Origin of the sequence: Vibrio sp. 10N.286.49.E11, assembly GCF_041469505.1 — a bacterium.
GTDB lineage: Bacteria > Pseudomonadota > Gammaproteobacteria > Enterobacterales > Vibrionaceae > Vibrio > Vibrio crassostreae_C.
Genome location: NZ_JBFRKQ010000063.1, coordinates 18,919 through 38,083, shown reverse-complemented (window position 1 = coordinate 38,083; position 19,165 = coordinate 18,919). Strand labels below are relative to the sequence as shown.

Here is a 19,165-nt window from a genome sequence, read left to right as displayed (position 1 = left end):
ACGTATTTTAGGACGAGACAATCGAATTATGCAGCCGCTTGCTTGCGAGACTCTTCTACCTTCTTAGCGCGTTGTTTTAGCGTCAATTTATCGCGGTATGCAAACCAAACGTAAGACACAACCACTAAGAAGAACAGGTATGACAATGAGAAAATGAACGGCGATTGAATGATATCGTTCGAGATACCCCAAGAAACACCGATAACAGTCACTGCAATTTTCGCAAAAAAGCCACACATCAATAGCACTAATGCCAACTGTGGGAAACGCGTACTGCGGAATGCAAGCCAGTAGCAACTACCAACTGCTAGAGCCGCAACATAGAAGCCGAATAGGAAAGAGTGAATATGGTCAGCTGCCGCTACACCACCAGAAATTGACATCAATAAAATTAAAAACAGTTTCATAATACTCGCCTCACCATAAGTTGGAAACGCATCCTTTCAAATTTGGAATCTCAGTTTGCATACTATTTTCCCACTTTTTACGGACAACACAACCCCTCCAATCGAACAAAATGTAAGCAAAAGTACTAACAAAAATCACCCTTAACAATTGCTTAACATTCTGTTTTTAATAAAACTCCGTTACTCCTTGTCTCATATGAACAAAGCGCTGTTACGATTTATTTTGTTACACAAATTTAACCTTGGAAATTAATTAAAATTATTTGTAACTCTGTGATATCCGCACGCAATACGCGTCTATTCAAAAATCATCACCTCAAAATCCCTGAAATAATAAGAAGACAGAGCGAAAAAGAACAAAATAGAGAGGTGTTAAAAACATTTCAAAAACCAATGAAAAACAACTTATTAACAAATTGAATTTAATTTACCAAAAATGGAAAAAGAGATTCCAATCACTTTTTAATTGGTTATAATCCGCGCTCTTTTGCGCTATCTGTTGATAAACGCAAACTAATTTTGAAGAAACAATCACAATAACCCGTCTTTAGTTAAGTGGCTCTCCACTAACCGATGACAAAACTGAGAATAAAAATGAGCAAGATTGATAAAGCAACACGTATCCTGCTAGCAGGCTTCTGTATCAACCTTTGTCTTGGCATCCTGTATGCTTGGAGTGTATTTAACAAAGCGCTAGTAACTGAAGCTGGTTGGAGTGCTGCTGAAGCATCTTCACCTTACGCTATTGCAACTATCACATTCTCTGTTTCTCTTCTTGTTGCGGGCATCCTACAAGACCGTATGGGGCCACGTAAGATCCTTATCTTAGGTACAGCGCTTACAGGCCTAGGTATGATTGCTTCTGGTTTCGCTACAACGCCTATGATGCTGAACATCACGTTCGGTATTATAACAGGTGCAGGTATCGGCTTCGGTTACGCATGTCTGTCTCCATCAGCAATGAAGTGGTTCCACTCTTCTAAGAAAGGTATGGTTAACGGTCTTATCGCAGCAGGCTTCGGTCTTGCGGCTATTTACCTAGCACCAGTAACGTCTGCGCTAATCGACAGCATGGGTATCCAAACTAGCTTTATGATTCTTGGTGTTGGTGTACTTGCAATCGCAGTACCTCTAGCAGCAACAATCAACAACCCACCAGCGGATTACACGCCAGCTGAGCCTAAAGTGAAAGCAGGCCAAGCTCCTAAAGCGGTTAAGAAGACTGAAGACCTAACTTGGAAAGTAATGCTGAAGACTCCTCAGTTCTACTCTCTATGGATCATGTACGCATTCGCTGCATCTGTTGGTCTAATGATCATCGGTAACATCACTACAATTGCTAGCGTTCAAGCTAACCTGCCAAACGCAGTTTACCTAGCGTCTATCCTTGCAGTATTCAACTCAGGCGGCCGTGTTGCTGCGGGTATGCTTGCAGATAAAATCGGTGGCGTACGTACTCTACTTCTAGCGTTCATCCTTCAAGGCGCGAACATGGCTCTATTCGCTACGTTCAACTCTGAATTCACGCTAATCATTGGTACGGCTATCGCAGCGGTTGGTTACGGTACGCTTCTAGCAGTATTCCCAACACTAACTGCTGAGTTCTACGGCCTGAAAAACTACGGTACTAACTACGGCGTGCTTTACACGGCATGGGGTATCGGCGGCGCTATCGGTGCAGCAGTTGTTGGCTTCTCAATGTCAAACGGCGAAGGTTACGGCCTAGCTTACACAATCTCTGCAGTTATGATGGCAGTGTGTATTGTTCTAGCAATCATCACTAAACCAATCTCTGAAGCTAAAGTTGCTGAACTAAAAGCATCACAAGCTTAATCAACAGAAAAGATTGAATTTGTTACTGAAGAGCTTAACCTTAGGGTTAGGCTCTTTTTGTATCAAGCGACTTCTCCATTGACGACCGAAACCACTCTTCAGCTCTCCCCCACTTATTATCTCGACAACTTCAATCGACTGGTTGAACACGCTCAAACGCTCTACCCCGATCTTCTGAGTGATGATGAATGTCGTTGGTTGTCCGCATACAAACGTCTTTCTGTTTCAAGCCAATGCCTAATGGTTCGTTTGCTTTCTCGTAAAGGCCGTTGGTTTCGCAGCGATAAACTCAACTATGTTGAGATCCCAGATCTAAAGACCGTACTGCAAGAGCTAAACAGCTCAGGCTTCATTGGGTTGAGTCATCCCGAAGAACAGCATGACCTCGCCATTAGTGAGGTCGAGCTCGGGTTTCACTTGCTCACCAAACCAGAGCTGTTGAGTGTATTCCCCGCCCTTAAGAGCCATAGAAATGCCAAGAAAGACGAGCTGTTGTTACGGCTTGATCAGCAACCTTTTGATCAATTTCAAAACCTCTCTTTCGACTGTATTTACGTCATCGAATCTCAAGTGATTGATGTATTACTGTTGCTGTTCTTTGCCAACACCTATCAAGACTTAAGTCAGTTCGTGTTAAGCGACCTTGGGCTAAACACCTTTGAGAACTACCCATTAAGCAAGCAACACCGCTTCTTCACCTCTAGGGATCAGCTCAATCAATTAATCCAGATGCGCGATATTCAACGCTTGTATTCAGAAGGTGACCGCAAAGATGGCGAGTTTCTGGAACTGCTTTTAAATGCGATTCCTGAAGAATCAGAACACAGAAGTATTGCCAGAAAACGATCGCGTTTGATCAATGATGTTGCTCGCGATCTTGAAAGGCTTAATCTAAACGACCAAGCAATCTTTTGGTTCAGACAATCTACACTTCCTCCGAGCAGAGAACGACTTGCACGCATCTATGATAAGCAAGGTACGCTAGACTTAATGTGTGAGATTGTCACGCAAATGAAAGCTACTCCATCGGATGTGTCAGAGTTGGAAATCGCTATTAAGCTTGAAGACCGGCTGCTACGGAAACAGGGGCACAAAGTTTCACGAACCATAAAGCCGAGCTGCAAAGAGTTAAAACTGGAATTAGACCTCAGCCAAACTCGAGTCGAGCTTGCGGTAAAGCAGCATTTTGAGAACCAAGGTTGGGACGTCTACTTTTCAGAAAACAGTTTTCTGTGTGGCTTGTTTGGTTTGGCTTTCTGGGATGTCATTTTCGCAGACGTTGAAGGCGCCTTTATCAATCGTTACCAACATCGACCATTGGATCTGTACCATTCAGATTTCGTAGACAAGCGAGCCGAACAGATTGAAGCCGTGTTTCAAACGATATCCAAACATGGGCTGAACCATTTTCTTGATACTTACGATGAAAAGCAAGGTATCGCGAACCCCTTTGTTCATTGGAATTATTTTCCTAAAGCACTCATCGAACACGGCATGGCTTCAATTCCAAATGCCTTGGTTGTAGACCTCTTCAAAGTGATATTGAGTGACTTAAAGCTATTTAGAACTGGGATGCCGGATTTGATTGCGTTCAAGGGCGATGAGTTTCATTGGATTGAAGTCAAAGGCCCTGGCGATAAACTGCAAGACAACCAGTGGCGCTGGATCAAAGAGTTTGAGCGATTGTCTGTCCCCTTCTCTGTTTGTTACGTCAATCAATGAGTCTTAGCTCTTAACTCTTAACTGCTAGCTTTTAGCTCTTGGGACTTAAATCTAGCTAAGTCTAAACACCAATTTCTGAGCACTAGCGAGTGACGCGCATCGACAAGTCACTCGCCCCATCAAGATCTTGTCTACAAAATTGTTAGAACATGAGCATTTTCAATCATTTTCGATATAATTATAGAAAATGCCTAATATTTAAATACGTATGAATTTAAAAAAACTCTTCATTTTAGCTTTTGTTAGCGTCTTCTCAGGTTGTGCCGTCTACGCGGGTTTAAACTTCGACGAACTGTTTGGTGAACAACAAGTACGCGATCGCCAAGCACCTATTCTTTCAGCTCAAGCGCAGCACTTCATTGACGAAGTAAAGCCCATCATTGATAACCGATGCGTGGTTTGTCACGCTTGTTATGACGCCCCTTGCCAACTCAAAATGTCTTCAGTGGAAGGTATAGACCGAGGCGCGAGCAAGGCACTCGTTTATCAAGGCACCCGCTTAACGGCATCAGCCCCTACTCGCTTGTTTGAAGATGCTTTAACCACGCAAGAGTGGCGCGATGCGGATTTTCATCCTGTCCTCAATGAGCGTATGCAGAACTCAACGGCTAACCTCGATGCTGGTCTTGTTTCTCGTATGTTGATCCAGAAAGAGAATCACCCTCTGCCCGATCAAACCCAGCTTGAAGGTTTCGACTTTTCAATCGATCGCGACCAACAGTGCCCAACCATTGAAGAATACGCTCAATACGAGAGAGATTACCCAACTTGGGGAATGCCTTATGGGATGCCAAACTTAGACAAAACCGAATACGCGACTTTAATGAGTTGGTTGGAAAATGGCGCGTTAATGAACGACCACATTCCATTGACTGATGCAGAACAAGAGCTCGTTAATGTCTACGAAAGCTTTTTAAACAAGAGCGACAATAAGAGTCAACTTTCAGCACGTTATATCTACGAGCACCTGTTTTTATCTCATGTCTATTTTTCTGATTTAGCTCAACCAACGCGTTTCTTTACTGTTGTTCGCTCTGCAACACCACCAGGTGAAGCGGTACAACGCATCACGACTCGTCGCCCTTATGACGATCCAAAAGTAGACCGTGTTTACTACCGTCTGATTCCAGAACAAGGCACTATCGTCGACAAAACGCACATGCCTTTCGCGCTTAATAAAGAGCGTCTACAAAAGTGGAACACCTGGTTTGTCGACGTAAATTACGAAGTAAAACAACTACCTAGTTACGACATCGATGTTTCAGCAAACCCAATGACATCATTTGAAGCGCTGCCAGTAAACTCGCGCTTCAACTTCATGTTAGATAACGCGCAAAACACCATCATGGCCTACATCAAAGGACCTGTGTGTCGTGGTCAACTTGCCTTGAACGTAATTAACGACCGTTTTTGGGTTTTCTTCATCGACCCAGAGAAAGCCGATGTTCCAGAAATCAACGCCTTCTACGCAAGTCAAAAGAAAAATTTAAAGCTACCTAGCGAACTAAAAAGTAACACCGTACCTGTGACCAACTGGGTAAGATACGCAAAGCAACAAGCGCAATACCTAAACGCGAAATCAGACTTCACTAACCAATGGTTCGAGAGTGGCGTCCACCTAGACACTGGCATCATTTGGGATGGCGATGGCATCAACCCGAATGCTGCTCTCACCGTCTTTAGGCACTTCGATAGCGCCTCTGTTGTACAAGGGTTAGTTGGCACGCAACCTAAGACTGCGTGGATTCTTGATTATGCTCTTCTAGAGCGTATTCATTATCTTCTCGTTGCAGGCTTCGATGTTTACGGCAACTTTGGCCACCAGCTGATTACACGCATGTTCATGGACTTCTTGCGTCTTGAAGGTGAGAGTAACTTCTTAAGCCTTCTTCCTAAAGACGTTCGTCACATTGAACACTCTAGTTGGTACCAGAACCAAAGCGCACAACTGAGTGACTATTTGCAGCGAAACATTGCACCTTTTGATCAGCCGACCAGCGTGGTTTACAAAACGGCGGATCCGAAACACGAACTGCTTGATATGATCAAAGATAAGCTCGCACCTGTTCTCGATAATCGCTTTGAGATTGTTGAAACAGGTTTTGGTAGGAAGAATGAAGCACTGCTTAACCAAGTGAATTTGATAAAGGGCGAAGGCCTGCGTCATGTGCCTCAATTAGTGATGATCATGATTGAAGGCGAAAACGGCGAAGAGCAACTGTTCACCATGATTCACAATAACGCGCACAGCAACATTTCTAGCTTGTTTAATGAAGAAGGTAACCGTGATTACGCCAATGATGACCTTACCCTCGTACGAGGCGTTGTCGGTAGCTACCCTGCGGCTTACCTATCATTAACCGAGAGCGAGATTCCTACTCTGGTTAAAACGCTGCAAAACTTAAGCACTGAAGAAGACTACGTGGCGCTGCTGGATAAGTTTGCGGTACGACGCAGTTCTAGCGAGTTCTGGCCATTCAGTGATCGCGTGCATCGTTGGTATCAACAAGACCAACCGATCGAGTTCGGATTGTTGGATTACAACCGCTTCGAGAACCGTTAGTTTTCACTCATAAAGCATAAAAGCAAAAATCCTCTGTCTTGGCCGAGGATTTTTTGTATATGGGGAAAAGTATCTTAGGTGCTATTGAGAAGCGAGAAGTGCTCTTGAGAAGCGAAAAGCTCTCTATATTGAATCCGATGCTTCCGGTTGGTGTAGCTCATCAAAAAACGCACGCGCGGCGGGGGAAAGGGAATCTACAGGTTGCTTCAACACCACATAAAACTGACTCTTAAGGCTCCACTTCTCGGGCTGAAGCGGAATCAAGGCTTGGTCATAATGGCCACGGTCGATTAAATGAGACGGTAAAAAACTCAGGTGTGTGCCCGCCAAGGTTAAAATCACACCCGACTCGACATGCCAGCCATCAAAAGGCTTTACGGAATCGTACTGCTCAATATTCAGTAATCGGAACATCTCATCTTTGGCATAGCCGCCCATGTTGATACGACAGCCATCCAATGAGAAATCCTTGTCCATGATCTTCTCAGCCAGATCCTTACGCGCATACAGATAACTGTGCTCTTCAAACAGTGGGTATTTATGTTGAAACGCTGATTTTTGATGTGACCCTAGAACCACTATCATCATATCAATCTGGCTCTTTGCTAACTTCTCATTCAACTGGGTGAAATCCCCGACATCAACACTCACCTCTACACTGTTACTGCGTTGGTAAAACGTCTCGATCGCTTTGGGAAGTGGGTTATAAGGCAAAGTGACGGTGTTATCCAAACATCCAATTCGCACATGCCCAGAGATTTCCGTCTGTACACCTCGTAACTTATAAGCGAAGTCGGTTAAGGTCGATTTTAGTTGGTTCGCATATTTATACACTTGCTCACCTTCATGAGTCAGCTTAAAACCACGTCGACCACGTTGGCATAATGTTAATTCTAAGCTTTTTTCCAAGGCAATAAGCTGATTACTCAGCACTGGTTGACTAATCCCAGTGCTTGCGACCGCCTGATTGATGCCTCCTTGTTCAACAATTTCACAAAAAAGCTCTAATCTACGTAGGTCTCTTTTATCTAACTTATTGTTTGGATTCACTTTACCACTCACATTTGTTTTTTGTTATGTTTACATCTGATTATATTCATTTATTAACAATAAATACATCAGTATGCTTTATTCACACTTATGGAATAACAATGCATGGATGGCACTATGGCGGCAGAAGCTTACGTGAATAAACCCGAAGCAACACACAGCCACAAAAAGATAGATGACTTCGAGTTGGAACCCGTTCCCGAGAAGGCCAAACGATCTTGGTGGGTCATCAGCCTTATTTGGTTGGCAATCGGCATCGACATTTCGGGACTGTTTCTCGGCTCGATTCTAAGCAGCGGTATTGGTTTTGAAGACGCACTGCTTGCCACGTTTATTGGTTCAGGCTTATTGGCGATCATCGCGATGCTGTGTGCCAACATTGGCTTTCAAGCTGGCGTGTCTACCCCGCTGGTGAGCAGCGCGGTATTTGGCCGTAACGGCGGTAAAATTCTTGGCTTCATCAACGGCATCTCATTAGTCGGCTGGTTCGCATTCCAGGCTGATTTCTTCGCTTTCATCATGGTCGATGCACTGGCGAAATACGACATCATAATTTCACACCTCACCGCTCTTATTGGCGGCAGTGTGTTAATGATGATGACGGCTATCTATGGCGTTCGTGCTTTAGGCAAACTCAGTACCTATTCTGTTCCATTGATGGTGACGTTGATTACCATCGGTTTGTTTATGGCTGCTGATTATCAAGGTGGCGCAGCGCCATCGATTGAAGATCCTTTGACGCTTGGCCAAGCCATCTCTTTTGTTATGTCTATCTGGATTCTAGCTGCGGTTGCTGCACCTGATATTGCTCGCTACGCCAAAACACGCCGTGATGCGATTTTAGGAGCGGGTATCGGTTTCCTCGTCGGCAACAGCGCCATCATTCTTATCGCATTGATCTTGACCAAAATGACCGGCACCGACGACCTAGTCGAAGTCTTCTTCACCCTAGGTTTAGGCATGGCGGCCATTATAGTACTGGTATTCGCACAATGGACCACCAACAGTAGCAACCTAACCTCTGGCGGCTTATGCATGTCGATGGTTCTACCTAAGATTCCGCGCCCTGTTCTGGTTGTGATCATGACCATCGTCGGCATTGGTATCGCTCAACTCGGCATGGTGAACAAGTTTACCGACTTCTTAATGCTACTCAGCGTAACCATTGCGCCTGCTGCGGGTGTCTACATCGTTCAATATTATGTTTTTGATTCGACAAAAATGAGCTTTGAGAACATCCAACAAGTTCCAGCTTGGATGTTTAAAGGCTTGGCTTCTTGGGCATTTGGTACTGCATTCAGCGCTTGTACTGCACCAGAGTTTTTCAACCTGTTTTCGTTCACCAGCATCTCGGCGTTAGACGGCATTCTTGCCGCTGGTGTGATTTACCTCGCCCTAATGAAGCTTTCTCCTTCAAGTGATAAGGAATAGTAGTTGTGATTATTACTGAACAAATGATTGATGATATCGCGCTGGGTGCGACGGTATTAGGTACTGGCGGCGGCGGTGACCCATACAGCGGTGCCTTGATGGCGAAAGTAGCCATTGCAACGGCAAAGCACCCTGTACGCATGATTCCTTTAGAAGACGTGCAAGACGATTGGATGACAGTGCCCTCTTCAATGATTGGCGCACCAACCGTCGCAGTAGAGAAACTCAATTCGAAAGATCAAATGTTGATTGCTTTCGAAGCGATGGAAAAAGCGCTCGGCACTGAAGTAGCGGCAACGTTTCCTATCGAAGTAGGCGGCTTCAATTCATTGATTCCAATTCTCGTTGCAGCACAAAAGAACATTCCTGTGATCGATTGTGATGCGATGGGACGTGCGTTCCCAGAAGCTCAGATGGTGACCTTCTTTCTTGATGGTCTCCCTTCGGCACCGAACACATTGGCCGATGAGCGTGGCAATGTCGTCACGCTTTATCCGATTGACGGTATTTGGTCTGAAAAGTTTGCGAGGCCGATTACCGAACAGATGGGTGGCTCTGCAGCAATGTGCGATTACCCAATGAACGGTAAGAACCTAAAACGCAGCGCACTGCCTGCAACACTGACCCAAGCAATGAAGATTGGTGAAGCGATTAGACTGGCGAACGACAACAATAAAAGTGGCACACAGGCCGTATTAGACATTGTCGGCGGCCATACCATCATCAGTGGCAAGATTGTTGATATTCAACGTGAAACCGATGGTGGTTTTGCAACAGGTGGTGTCGTGATTGAAAAGCTGGCTCAGTTTGAAGATACCGGCGTCGATAACGTGTTTGTGCAGTTCCAAAACGAATTACTTCTCGCGCACAAAGGTACAAGCCGCGCAGACATGAGCCAAGATAACCTGCTGGCATCAACACCGGATCTTATTTCGATCTTGGATCATGAAACGGGTAAGCCAATCACAACCGAACAACTTCGTTACGGGCAGCGCATCGACCTTATCGCTTACCCTTGCGACCCCAAATGGCGCACTGACAAAGGTATTGAAGTCGCGGGCCCGGGTTACTTTGGCTACACCGTCGAGTATCAAACCATTGAACAACTAAAGTCTGCATTGAAGAGGTAGTCGCATGACAAACATTACGCTTGATTACTGCCGTTTGGGCATTGACGTAGGTGGCACCAATACCGACGGTGTGCTGCTCGACGCAGACTTAAATGTGATTGCCAAAGTAAAAACCGCAACCACACATGATGTTTCAACAGGGATCGACAACGCGATTTCTGCGCTATTAAACCAAGCAAACATTGATGGTCAGCAAGTGAAACACGCGATGCTTGGCACGACTCAATGCACCAACGCAATCGTTGAACGAAAAGGCTTAGACAGAGTCGGCATGATTCGCTTAGCGCTTCCCAGTGGTGATAGCGTCCCGCCCCTTTGTGGTTGGAGTGAAGCGTGGCAAAACCTGCTTGGTCAGCACTTCTACCAAGCACACGGCGGCTATGAATATGACGGCCAGTTGATTGCCGACATTCAAGAGTCTGAGATCCGCGAGCTTTGCCAGAAAATGAAAGGCCAAGTGGATTCCATTGCTATCTGCGGAGTGTTCTCTCCCGTCAACGGCGACCAGGAGCTTCAAGCAGCAGAATGGATTCAACAAGAACTTCCGGGCGTGAACCTATCGTTATCCCATAAAGTGGGCAGTTTAGGGCTTTTAGAGCGTGAGAACGCCACTATCCTCAATGCGGCTCTGCAAGGGACAGCAAAACGATTCGTTGACGGCTTTTGCAGTGCACTCATCAATCATGAAATCCACACCACGCCTTATTTCGGTCAGAACGACGGAACACTGATGTCACAGCAGTTCGCATTGATGTACCCGATTCTTACCGTGGCTTGTGGGCCAACAAACTCGATTCGTGGAGCGAGTCACTTAACTAAGTTAAAAGACGCGATTGTGGTCGATGTGGGCGGCACTACGTCTGATATCGGCGTACTGACTCACGGCTACCCAAGAGAATCGAGCTTAGCAGTAGAAATCGGTGAAGTGAGAACCAACTTCCGTATGCCTGATATTTTGGCGTTAGCCATTGGTGGTGGTACCAAGGTTCGCTTTGAACAGCAGCGTATAGAGCTAGGCCCAGAAAGTGTTGGCCATACCTTGACGCAAACGGCGCGTAGCTTTGGTGGTGATGAACTTACGCTCACCGATATTGCACTCAAAACAGGACAAATGCAGTGGCAGGCAGAACATCAACTGAGTGATGAGATTGGTGTTTCAGCCGAACAAGCAAGCAAGATTTATCAACAAATGGTCACGGATGTTGAAGAAGGCATCGATAAGATGAAGACCTCTGCGGCGAGTGTACCCGTAATCATGGTTGGTGGTGGTAGTGCCCTATTCCCAGATCATTTTGAAGGTGTGAGCCAAGTGGTTCGTCCTGAGCACTTTGAAGTGGCTAATGCGATTGGTGTTGCGTTGGGTGAAATATCAGGTCAATTCGATAAGATCGTACCGATTGACCCAGCATCACGTGAAGAGACCTTAAAGGGCTTGGAAGCGCAATCAAAGCAACTGGCGATTGAAGCTGGCGCATGCAGCGATAATGTCGCGATCATTGAACGCAGCGAGATTCCATTAAGCTACCTACAAGGCAATATGGTTCACGTTAAGATCAAAGCTGCTGGACATATCAAGATGGCTTAGAGCCGTTCCTTGAAAGCCTTACTTGGATTCTTATTCGACAATAAAAAAGCAGGTCACTTCTTCATATTAAAACGGAGAAATAGCCTGCTTTTTGTTTTCTGTTCTTATTTTGGGGCTTTCCGCCCAATAGCCACTCTATAGTTGCTCTCGGAGCGCTGCTAACGAGTCTTTCACCAATTCAGGTAATGAGTCTGCATTATCGCGATATTGAAGTAATGGATCCTCGCTCGCTTCAATGCTCTGGCATAAAGCAAACAGTGCAGATAATCCTAGGCTGCCGGCAGACCCTTTCAGTTTATGAGCTAAAGACTTAATTTCACGAGCGTTGTCAGCGGCACTTGCCACAATCAGTTCATCGAGAGTGACTTGGCTGCTTTGGTCAAACAACCCAACAATCTGCACTATTTTTTCTCGACCGAGAATGGCCAAGTCGTCTTTGATAATCTTAGGGTTAATCATCTGCACAATCGGTTCTCCTTGATTATGTTCCGCGTCTTGGTTTGCTCGTTGTGTCGAGCTTGCAAATGCCAATGCTGATAAGTCTAGCTCGGTTTCCTGAGGTTTAGAGTTTAGCTGACAGCAAACAGCATCTGACGGATCCGGCTGAGGCAGCAACAGCGTGTGACCGTCCAACTGCTCAACAATCAATTCCGATAATGCTTCCTTCTCTAACGGCTTAGGTAAGAATCCATCAAAGCCAGACGACAAATAGCTTTCCACTTCTTCGTTAAACACATGAGCCGATACTGCGATCATTGGGGGTACTTTTCGAATTACGTCTTCTTCACTTTTATGCTGAAGCGCATCGTCTTTGAGTTGTTGAATTAACTCGACGCCATCGCAGTCGGGTAAGTTAATGTCCACCAGCGCAATATCGAACTCTTGCTCACTGAATATGGCTCTCGCTTCTTGTCCGGTTGTCGCAATCACAACCTCGTGCCCCAAGTTATGCAAGAAGCCTTCAGCAACGATGCAGTTTACGGGGTTATCTTCAATCAGAAGTACTTTAGCTCGAATACACGCTTCAATGACCGGTACTTTCGTTTCTATCTTCTCACCGGCTTCAAGTGGCAGTGAGAACCAAAACTGGCTACCCTCGCCTTCTTCAGAATGAACGCCAATATCCCCGTTCATTGCCAACATGATGCTTTTACTGATCGCTAATCCAAGCCCTGTGCCGCCGGTTTTGTTGCGACCGCTATCGGTTTGGGTAAAGGCATCAAACAGACAAGCTTGTTCGCTAGCATCAATACCGACACCTGTATCTGACACTTCAAACATCACTCGATTTTCATCTTCGATATCTAAGCTGATAAAGATATCGACCGAGCCACTTTCCGTAAACTTAATCGCGTTACCGACCAAATTATTCAAGATTTGGCTGATTCGCGTTACGTCACCACGCCAATAGCGTTGCACATCACTTTCAATATGGAAATCAAAGTTCAGCTTCTTCTCAGCGGCACGCCCTTCCATCAATTGGTAGGTATCTTGAACCATCTGATGAAGATCAAACGAAGCAGTGCGGATTTCTAAATGCCCTGCTTCAATCTTTGAGTAATCCAACACGTCATTCAAAATCGCGAGTAGGTTCTTACCGCTGCGGTTAATGATGTCTGCATAGCCGGATTGCAGCGGGTCTAACCCGGTATCTTTGAGCAATCTTGCAGTACCTAATACACCGTTCATCGGCGTTCGTATTTCATGACTCATCGTCGCAAGGAAAGCGGATTTTGCGCGGCTTGCTTGTTCTGCGGCGTTACGAGCCTTAGCGTGGTTCCCTACCTCGATGTTCAGCTTCTCATTGGTCTTTTGCAGCTGGTAGGTTCGGTCTGTGACCAACTCTTCTAAGTGTTCTTTGTGCTCTTCAAGTTCGCGTTTCGCCTTTGCTTCACCCACCGCAACCACTTGTAGCGCCTGCGCGGTGTTTCTGGCAGTGATGATCGCCTCGCCCATATGAGCCAGCTCATCATTACCCTTTACCGAGATATCAATATTCAGGCGACCTTGTGCGATAGACATCAAGGCCGATGAGTATTCAGTAAGACGTTTAACAACCGAGATATACACCACTCGCCACACGATAAATGCAACGATAACCAAACCAATAACCGAAATCACAGACAGTGACCATTGAGCCAAATTCAACGTGCTGGTCAGCTCATCAACCGCTTTTTTGGTACTGCGGTTTGAATCATCAACCAGTTGGTTAACCGTTGTATTCAGCTGAGAGAACAGCTCCAACGTATTTTGCATCAGAAACTCTGACTTTTTGGTGTTCTCATATTGTTCTAATGAAATATCGAACACGACTTGGCGTTTTCTGAGCTCTTCTAGAAGCTGAGACATCTGCGCTGAACGAGTAGGATCTTCGACCGCTTTAACGCGGCGCGCCATGATTCTTAGGTTGGATTCAAATTCTGATTGGATTTGATGAATACGCTCTACGTTGGTAACGGTTTGCGTTTCTTCAATTTGGTTAAGCATTTTGAACGCCAGCAAATGCAATTCGTGTAGGCGCTCAGACAAATCAAGGTCAACCTCTACAAGCGCATCTAAGGCTTGGTAGGCTTTATCCGTTTCTTTGGTTTCTAGCAGGTCATAGATATGCGTGACGTTAGCAACCGCAATGGTAGCCGTGTTCAAAACTTGGGTTCGCGTCAACTGCTCTAGCTCTTCGGCCAATAGGCGCATCTCTTCGACACGAGACGACAACTCTTTGCTTAACCAAAGCTTACGCTCAACCGACACACCCAACTCAGCCAGTGTGTTAATAACGCTTTGAACATTGTTTTCGAGTTTATTGAGGAGCTGAGAATCGAAACTGTCGACACCAAGCTCTTTGATATGTTGAAGAAGCGACTCAAGTTGGTCAAACAGTACGGTGCCAGCCTCTTTTCTTTCGGCCTCGTTTCTCGCATTAGAAAGTGTTTGTACTGACGAAATAATACGGTTACTCAACTCAGAAACCTGACGAGCTTCGATCATGGCAGGAAGCGCCGAATCAACGACGTTTCTTTCCGTTTTTGCTACAAAGCTAAAACCAGAAACACCGATCAATGCAGACAATAGAACCAACAGTGCCATCACTAAGAATGAGGCCAGCAGCTTGCGTCCAATACTCGCTGAAGCTAACAACATAAACTCTAAACCTTAAAACGTTCTTCTTTACCCATGCAGAATACGCTATATTTTGCAGTGTTTCTTATCTAAAACCAATAAAACGGCAATTCATGCTATCTAGACCTTTCGCTTCAATAATTCTTCTCTCACTACTGGCCTCAGTGACCACTGTCGCAGGGGCTAGCGAGCCTTTGAGCCCAATAAAACCAGCCGAAGCCACATCACACAAAGAGAAAATTTGTGCCATTTATCCGCACCTCAAAGACTCTTATTGGTTGTCGGTAAACTATGGAATGATCTCTGAAGCAGAAAAGCAGCAAGTTGAGCTAAGAGTATTGGAAGCTGGCGGTTACCCCAACGTGGCCAAACAAGCCTCGCAACTGGTGCTTTGCACACAATGGGGAGCCGATGCGATTATTTTAGGCACAGTTTCACCCGATGCATACCATGACAACCTTACTGATTGGGTTGGCTCGACGCCTGTATTTGCTACGGTAAATGAGTTAACCGTCAATGAAGAACAACAGAAGGTATTAAAAGGTACGGTCGGTGTCGATTGGTACCAAATGGGATACCAAGTCGGAGATTTTTTGTCGAAACGACACCCGAAAGGATCAGGCGAAACACCTATCGCCCTGTTACTTGGCCCACAAGCGAGTGGCGGCACTAAGCCTGTAGCACTGGGGTTTTATGATGCGATCAAGTCGAGTGATATCAAAATTGCGATCAGCTATTGGGCAGATAACGATAAAGAACTTCAAAGAAATCTAGTACAGCAGGTGATAGAAGAACCTGATATCCAATATATAGTCGGAAGTGCCGTCGCGATTGAAGCAGCGATCAGTGAGCTACGAGCGGCCGATAAAACCGAAGATATTGGGTTAATCTCAAGTTACCTAAGTCACGGAACCTACCGTGGTTTACTCCGTAACAAGGTACTTTTTGCGCCAACAGATAAAATGGTTGAGCAAGGTCGCTTGTCGGTAAAACAAGCCACGAGTTACTTACGCGGTCAACCTTACGAGCAACACAGCGCACCGATTATCGAAGCGCTGACACCTGCAACTCTCAAAGATCAAATTATCGCCGACTCATTGTCACCTTCTGAGTTTCGTCCGGTATTCAGTGTGAATCCTTAGTGCTATATTGGCTGAAGAACTCAAAACAATAAAAACGAAACAACAATTTAGGGAACATTCATGCAAAAAACGACGCGCACTATGCCAACACATAAGCATATCGCTTTGGTCGCTCATGACCACTTCAAACCTGAGCTACTAAGATGGGTCAAAGAGAACAAAGAAAAACTACAAAAGCACTTCCTTTACGCAACGGGCACGACTGGTTCTCTACTCAGTAAAGAGACAGGCTTAGCAATCAAGAGCATGATCAGCGGCCCAATGGGCGGCGACCAACAACTTGGCGCGCTTATCTCTGAAGGCAAAATCGATATGCTGATTTTCTTCTGGGATCCGCTTAATGCTGTACCACACGACCCAGACGTAAAAGCACTGCTTCGTATCGCAAGTGTTTGGAACATTCCTGTGGCAACTAACCGCGCTACCGCTAACTTCCTGTTTAACTCTTCATTGCTTGAAGAAGAAGTAATCATCGAAATCCCAGACTACGAAGCGTATCTAGCAGAGCGCACGTAATCGCACGTTAAATGTGATCTCTACTGAACAGACTAAAAAGCCTGCATTTTATCGCAGGCTTTTTTATGTCTCGTTTCAGACATTAAACAGTTCAATCATAAACAGTGTAGTGAGTCTCTACTTATCACTCCACACTGCCATCTCGTTGCCACTTGGCTCTCTGAAATGGAAACGTCTGCCACCGGGAAAGCTAAAGATCTCACGGTTTATCTGACCACCAGCATCAATCACATCGCGCTCAGTTTGCTCAAGATCTTGGCTATAGAAAACCATCAGTGCCGCGCCATTATCCGTATTCGACGCCAGATCCGCCAAATAGAAGCCGCCCATTAAGCCTTTGCCTTCAAAAGCAGAATACTCAGGGCCATAGTCTTCAAAGCTCCAACCAAACACTTGGCTGAAAAACGCCTTAGTTGCTGAGATGTCTTTCGCAGCAAATTCAATGTAGTTAATAGAGCCGTGTTCCATAGCAAATTCCTTATGCTTTATGCGTCTGACTTGTGATATTAGGGCAGGGATTGAAGATCTAATCTTAGACAATCAAGTCAAGTAACATCACTTTTTACGAACAACTGGGTAATCAGAACCATGCAGCTCCTGCACAAAGCCAGAGCCGTCGCCACTGTGCGTGATCCATACTTTCTCTTTTGCCCGCGTCATTGCTACATAGAATAAACGACGCTCTTCAGCATAAGGGAACGCGTCTGATGATTCAGTCAATGCGCCATCAATATGCAGCTGTTTCTTCTTGGTCGGGAACTGTCCTTCGTCAACACAAAGAATAATGACAAAGTCCGCCTCTTTACCTTTACTGCCGTGGCAAGTCATGAACTTGATATCAATGGAAGTGAAGATCTTCTTCCAGTCTTCCAACAACTCTGGCTTGTGGTAATGATTACGTCCAAGTAGCAGCACCGATTTATTGGTTTTGCCTTTGGATTGACGGTTCAGTTGATCAAGAATCTTCTCAACTTCTTTACTTGGCGCACTGTACACCGCCTTCTGCTTCTGTTGCTTGAAGCTGTTCAGTTCTTTCGGAATCTGAATTGGGTTTTCTTGTACAAAGCGATTAGCCACCGCACCTAACTGATTGTTAAAGCGGTAAGTCGTATCTAGGTGATGAATGGTCGAGCTTTCAAAACGATCCTTAAAGCCCGTGGTCAAATCCACATCCGCACCTGCAAACTGGTAAATCGACTGCCAGTCATCGCCTACTGCAAAAATAGAGGCTTGATGCTCGGCTTTAGACTGATTACACAGTGCTTCAACCAAGGCAAGACGATCAGGTGAGATATCTTGATACTCATCGATCATGATGAACTTCCAAGGTGAGATAAACTTGCCCTTCTCGACATACTGAGTCGCTCGGCTGATCATGATTGAGAAGTCGATATGATTCTGTTCTTTCAGCTCCTTTTGCCACGCGGTTACACATGGCCAACACAGTGAAAGCTCGCTGTTGAGGCGCGCATAGTCTCGGTGATCAATCAGCTGTTGCTGTACTTCTTTTTTGGTTAAACCCGACGCATTCAACTGTTCTAGCTGCTTTTCAAGCCAACCGATCAATTTGAGGTTTGAAACGTGGCTACCAAGCTCATCGTCACCGGTTAAATAAGCGATTGGCCATTTAGACAAATGCTTTTGCCAACGTTTAAAGTTGGTCGGTGTCATCCAGTGCTTCTTCAACCAATCAATGCACCATGCTTGGCGTTGGTTGTCATCGAGCGCTAAAGGAGAAATAACCACACGTTCGGGTTCAACTTGATTGAGTATCTTTAAACCCAACTGGTGGAAAGTGCTGACTTGCACCTTCTCTGCTGATAAACCAATTTTGCTGTCGAGACGTTGCTTCATCTCTTCTGCCGCTTCACGACCAAAAGCGAGCAATAGCAACTCTTCAGCTTGAGCTTGATGGCTTTGCAGTAAATACGCGACGCGAGCCGTTAGAACACTGGTTTTACCCGAGCCTGCACCCGCTAAAATAAGGTTGTGATCATCATTCATCAACACCGCATATTGCTGCGATAAGTTCAGTGGTGACGACTCACATTGCGCAAACAACACTTCCCAGTTTTTTCGCTCGGTCTCTAGCCATTGCTGGTTTCTTTCAGCTTGCTTGATTTCCGTTTCAGATAACCATGGCTGCATTCTTGCGATGCGGTTTGGCATGCGTTGTGCGGCCTCTTCTAGCGTCATTGTCATACTCTCTAAGCCTGAGTTGACCATATCAACCCAAGTGTTGACCTTAGAATGCGGTAGAAAGGCTGGTAATTGCTCAAGACGTGTTAATTCAGCTTCCCACTGAGGTACGTGTTCAGCCAATTGTTCACATTGAGTGTCGTGCCACTTCTGATAAGCACTAACTGACGCGCGTGCAAATTGACGGCATTGATCCCAAGGTAAGCCTTGTACTAACCAACTGCACTGTGTTCCATCTTGTTGATTAGCAAAAAATTGTAGCGATCCCCAGAACAATCCGCGCTTTATCGCGATCTTGCCACTCCAAATAGTAAATGGGATACGCTCTTCACTGCCTACTGAAGATAACAGCAAGCGTGGACCATCAAGTTCAACCTGATGATATTCATTTTGAATAAAAAACTGTGCAGTCTTGTTAGCGCTTAGCTGCATTGGAGTGTGCTCTTAATTGGGAATATTGAATTTAT

At 45.5% G+C, this 19,165-nt stretch carries 13 protein-coding genes; 8 read left to right on the top strand and 5 right to left on the bottom strand.

The window, feature by feature from the left end:
• Positions 1-26: 26 nt before the first annotated feature.
• On the bottom strand, positions 27-407 hold the full coding sequence (locus AB4167_RS15260) for a hypothetical protein (protein WP_017064770.1): 381 nt from the start codon (positions 405-407) through the stop codon (positions 27-29).
• Between the two features lie 594 nt (positions 408-1,001).
• Here AB4167_RS15260 and AB4167_RS15255 point away from each other — a divergent pair.
• From AB4167_RS15255 to AB4167_RS15245, 3 genes are all read left to right on the top strand, one after another.
• Positions 1,002-2,240, top strand: coding sequence for an OFA family MFS transporter (locus tag AB4167_RS15255; protein WP_102319844.1), 1,239 nt, complete (start codon positions 1,002-1,004; stop codon positions 2,238-2,240).
• Between the two features lie 57 nt (positions 2,241-2,297).
• On the top strand, positions 2,298-3,962 hold the full coding sequence (locus AB4167_RS15250) for a VRR-NUC domain-containing protein (protein WP_372136719.1): 1,665 nt from the start codon (positions 2,298-2,300) through the stop codon (positions 3,960-3,962).
• Positions 3,963-4,170: 208 nt separating this feature from the next.
• The gene (locus tag AB4167_RS15245) at positions 4,171-6,525 is read left to right on the top strand and encodes a fatty acid cis/trans isomerase (RefSeq protein WP_136974411.1); all 2,355 of its coding nucleotides are present in this window, start codon (positions 4,171-4,173) and stop codon (positions 6,523-6,525) included.
• Between the two features lie 123 nt (positions 6,526-6,648).
• Here AB4167_RS15245 and AB4167_RS15240 read toward each other — a convergent pair whose 3' ends face one another.
• Entirely contained in the window at positions 6,649-7,587 is a 939-nt protein-coding gene (locus AB4167_RS15240) for a LysR family transcriptional regulator (protein ID WP_372136718.1), read from the bottom strand.
• Positions 7,588-7,680: 93 nt separating this feature from the next.
• Here AB4167_RS15240 and AB4167_RS15235 point away from each other — a divergent pair, with 93 nt between their 5' ends.
• Genes AB4167_RS15235 through AB4167_RS15225 form a run of 3 tightly spaced genes read left to right on the top strand, consistent with a single transcriptional unit; the run spans position 7,681 to position 11,721 of the window.
• The gene (locus AB4167_RS15235; RefSeq protein ID WP_372136717.1) at positions 7,681-9,006 is read left to right on the top strand and encodes a cytosine permease; all 1,326 of its coding nucleotides are present in this window, start codon (positions 7,681-7,683) and stop codon (positions 9,004-9,006) included.
• 5 nt (positions 9,007-9,011) lie between these two features.
• On the top strand, positions 9,012-10,136 hold the full coding sequence (locus tag AB4167_RS15230) for a DUF917 domain-containing protein (RefSeq protein WP_017064776.1): 1,125 nt from the start codon (positions 9,012-9,014) through the stop codon (positions 10,134-10,136).
• 4 nt (positions 10,137-10,140) lie between these two features.
• Positions 10,141-11,721, top strand: a complete 1,581-nt coding sequence (locus tag AB4167_RS15225; protein ID WP_017064777.1) for a hydantoinase/oxoprolinase N-terminal domain-containing protein — start codon at positions 10,141-10,143, stop codon at positions 11,719-11,721.
• Between the two features lie 135 nt (positions 11,722-11,856).
• Here AB4167_RS15225 and torS read toward each other — a convergent pair whose 3' ends face one another.
• Entirely contained in the window at positions 11,857-14,862 is a 3,006-nt protein-coding gene (gene torS / locus AB4167_RS15220) for a TMAO reductase system sensor histidine kinase/response regulator TorS (protein WP_017060885.1), read from the bottom strand.
• 92 nt (positions 14,863-14,954) lie between these two features.
• Between torS and torT the strand changes: the two genes are divergently transcribed.
• Positions 14,955-15,983 (top strand): TMAO reductase system periplasmic protein TorT, encoded by a 1,029-nt coding sequence (torT, locus tag AB4167_RS15215; RefSeq protein ID WP_102319839.1) that lies wholly within the window; start codon positions 14,955-14,957, stop codon positions 15,981-15,983.
• 60 nt (positions 15,984-16,043) lie between these two features.
• Entirely contained in the window at positions 16,044-16,499 is a 456-nt protein-coding gene (locus AB4167_RS15210; protein ID WP_017064778.1) for a methylglyoxal synthase, read from the top strand.
• A 117-nt stretch (positions 16,500-16,616) separates the two neighbouring features.
• Here AB4167_RS15210 and AB4167_RS15205 read toward each other — a convergent pair whose 3' ends face one another.
• Both AB4167_RS15205 and helD read right to left on the bottom strand, forming a co-directional pair.
• Positions 16,617-16,967 (bottom strand): VOC family protein, encoded by a 351-nt coding sequence (locus AB4167_RS15205; protein ID WP_017060889.1) that lies wholly within the window; start codon positions 16,965-16,967, stop codon positions 16,617-16,619.
• A gap of 87 nt (positions 16,968-17,054) precedes the next feature.
• Positions 17,055-19,130 (bottom strand): DNA helicase IV, encoded by a 2,076-nt coding sequence (helD, locus tag AB4167_RS15200; RefSeq protein WP_017069441.1) that lies wholly within the window; start codon positions 19,128-19,130, stop codon positions 17,055-17,057.
• Positions 19,131-19,165 lie beyond the last annotated feature (35 nt).

What these genes read in the sequence shown, in the direction of transcription:
- AB4167_RS15235 (WP_372136717.1), top strand. Translation starts at nt 7,681, where the DNA reads ATGGATGGCACTATGGCGGCAGAAGCTTACGTGAATAAACCCGAAGCA.
- helD (WP_017069441.1), bottom strand. Translation starts at nt 19,130, where the DNA reads ATGCAGCTAAGCGCTAACAAGACTGCACAGTTTTTTATTCAAAATGAA.
- AB4167_RS15245 (WP_136974411.1), top strand. Translation starts at nt 4,171, where the DNA reads ATGAATTTAAAAAAACTCTTCATTTTAGCTTTTGTTAGCGTCTTCTCA.
- AB4167_RS15225 (WP_017064777.1), top strand. Translation starts at nt 10,141, where the DNA reads ATGACAAACATTACGCTTGATTACTGCCGTTTGGGCATTGACGTAGGT.
- torS (WP_017060885.1), bottom strand. Translation starts at nt 14,862, where the DNA reads ATGTTGTTAGCTTCAGCGAGTATTGGACGCAAGCTGCTGGCCTCATTC.
- AB4167_RS15260 (WP_017064770.1), bottom strand. Translation starts at nt 407, where the DNA reads ATGAAACTGTTTTTAATTTTATTGATGTCAATTTCTGGTGGTGTAGCG.
- AB4167_RS15205 (WP_017060889.1), bottom strand. Translation starts at nt 16,967, where the DNA reads ATGGAACACGGCTCTATTAACTACATTGAATTTGCTGCGAAAGACATC.
- AB4167_RS15255 (WP_102319844.1), top strand. Translation starts at nt 1,002, where the DNA reads ATGAGCAAGATTGATAAAGCAACACGTATCCTGCTAGCAGGCTTCTGT.
- torT (WP_102319839.1), top strand. Translation starts at nt 14,955, where the DNA reads ATGCTATCTAGACCTTTCGCTTCAATAATTCTTCTCTCACTACTGGCC.
- AB4167_RS15210 (WP_017064778.1), top strand. Translation starts at nt 16,044, where the DNA reads ATGCAAAAAACGACGCGCACTATGCCAACACATAAGCATATCGCTTTG.